We start from the raw sequence: 2,154 nt of genomic DNA, 5'->3' as shown, positions 1-2,154 counted from the left end.
GCGGCTTGCCATGGCTCTTCGGAAAGAACGGCTTCAACCGCTCAATCTGCTCGTCGGTCAGTCAGAAAAGGTTGCTCATCATCACCCCCGTCAGTTCGGGAGCTTGACTCACGCAGGCCGGGCGGCCTCAAGCCGATTAATGGGCCCTGACCCTAGGGATCATCGGACTATAAATTGCCGTGTCAAGCGGCTATTCATCCGAGACAAATCAACTTGGCAGATCCGCAACTGCAGCGAGTGCTATACCGATCGATTAAGGTTACCTTAACCATTTTTGGGTCACCTGTCCTCGCAGAATAGGGGAACGAGATGACTGAAGACCATCAATGGTTGTTGGGAGTTTTGGCGGATCTACACGCATATTCGAAAAAGTACGACTTGGGCGAGCTATGTGGTATGATTGAACAAACACGACGAACTGCCGTTGCTGAAATAGCAAATAGAGCAGCGGTCAACTTAGCAATTGGCCGCGCGCTAGAATGAGAGACATTCTGTACTTGCGCCCTAGGGTCAGGACCATTTGATTCCCGCTTGGCGGCGAGATTCACATTCGAAAACGAGCGGTGAACATGTCTGATCGTTTCTGGCTGACAAGTGCGCAGGCGAGGCGTATTCAACCCCACTTTCCAAAGTCTCACGGCAAGCCACGCGTTGACGGCAGGCTTGTTTAGAGTGGTATTGTCTTCATAAATCTAAATGGCTTACGGTTACGCGACGCCCCGACCGCCTTTGGAGCGCACAAGACTCTCTACTACCGTTGGAAGCGCTAAAGCGGTAAGGGTATCTTCGCCCGGATGATGGCGGGTCTTGCCGCTGAACACGGCGAGAAGATGACCGTGATGATCGACGCCACCTACTTGGAGGCCCATCGCACGGCGACCAGTTCGGGCGTCAAAAAGTGGGGCCCGGTCGGTGATCGGGCGAACCAATGGCGGCATGAACACCAATCTGCACGCCATCTGTGATTCCCAGAGACGCCCGCTCAACGTGGTCGTCATGGCCGGTCAGGTTAGCGACTAAGCCGGTGCGCGGGCGTTGCTTCGCGGCTTGCCAATGGTCGACTAGCTGCTCGGGATCGCGGTAACGACGCTGACTAGTCCCGAGAAGCGTTGAAAGACAAAGGGATACGCGCCTGTATTCCTAGTCGAAAACAGCGCACGAAGACCATGAAATACGACAAGCACCGCAACAAACGGCGCAACCGCATTGAGATCATGTTCGGCAAGCTCAAGGACTGGCGGCGCATGGCAACCAGATACGACCGATGCCTAGAAGTCTTCCTCTCGGCCATCGCACTCGCATTAACCGTCATTTATTGACTATGAGTCCTGACTCTAGGGGCAACTCAGACTTCGCAAAGCAGGACTCAAGTTGCGCCATCTGCGCAATGCTAAACAGGAAACCTTGAGGCATGCTCAACGCTCTGCTTTCATGCTCTGGACCATCTCCTTCTGCTGAAATCAATGGGGTCTAAACCTAAGTGAACACGCCTGATTCACGAAAAGTGCGTTCTTGACTGGGCAATGGGCCGTATATTGTGTTTCACTTGAGAAAGCCAAGTTTGACATGTTATCGCCTCCGCTCTAGCTCGAAAAGAAACCATCGCAAGAGACCTCCCAGAAGTCGATTAGGTCACCGCAGGTATTTCTATGATCGTTCAAGGCAGATACGTCAGCTGCCAGTGCAAGCGCTGTTTTGTGGCGTTGTAATGACAAGTTCTGTCTGGATTTTCGTTTCCCTCCGTCAGTTGACTCAATGTGCGTCACGAACGAAATAGTCGCAAGAAGCATCGCTTTGACCGGATAACCCACGTGTTCACGGCAAACAAACATGATAGCGGTGTTGAGAGGCATATTTCTCTGAATCACAAGTGTGGCTAACTGTTCTTCCAGCTCATCCCAAGTGTCAACAATCACGTTCATTTTTCTACAATGTTCAGCAAGTTGCCGTAGTTGTTTCTAATGTAGGAACAACAATCAACCCGTACTTTGGGACAGCCGGTATGAGAAACTCATCGCAAAGGGGTAGCGTCCGAGGACGTGTTGTAATTTCATCGGCGCTTCCGGTGTAGGGCGAGGTGGCCATCGAGGTGTATGATCGAGGTGGGGTTTCGACGCTTCAACCACGAACCACACGGAGACCCCGATGACCAAG

2 protein-coding genes and 1 pseudogene are annotated in these 2,154 nt (G+C 52.4%); 2 read left to right on the top strand and 1 reads right to left on the bottom strand.

Going from position 1 to position 2,154, the window contains the following annotated elements; genetic code table 11:
* The first annotated feature begins 309 nt into the window (after positions 1-309).
* Positions 310-483, top strand: coding sequence for a hypothetical protein (locus LOM8899_RS23560; protein WP_168770646.1), 174 nt, complete (start codon positions 310-312; stop codon positions 481-483).
* 86 nt (positions 484-569) lie between these two features.
* Positions 570-1,319 (top strand): annotated as a pseudogene (locus LOM8899_RS22915) (IS5 family transposase).
* Positions 1,320-1,583: 264 nt separating this feature from the next.
* On the opposite strand, the gene LOM8899_RS22910 reads toward LOM8899_RS22915, so the two are convergent.
* Entirely contained in the window at positions 1,584-1,922 is a 339-nt protein-coding gene (locus LOM8899_RS22910) for a hypothetical protein (RefSeq protein ID WP_093994518.1), read from the bottom strand.
* Positions 1,923-2,154 lie beyond the last annotated feature (232 nt).

Source organism: Flavimaricola marinus, from assembly GCF_900184895.1.
Taxonomy (GTDB): Bacteria; Pseudomonadota; Alphaproteobacteria; order Rhodobacterales; family Rhodobacteraceae; genus Flavimaricola; species Flavimaricola marinus.
This window is presented reverse-complemented; position numbering and strand designations above follow the sequence as displayed.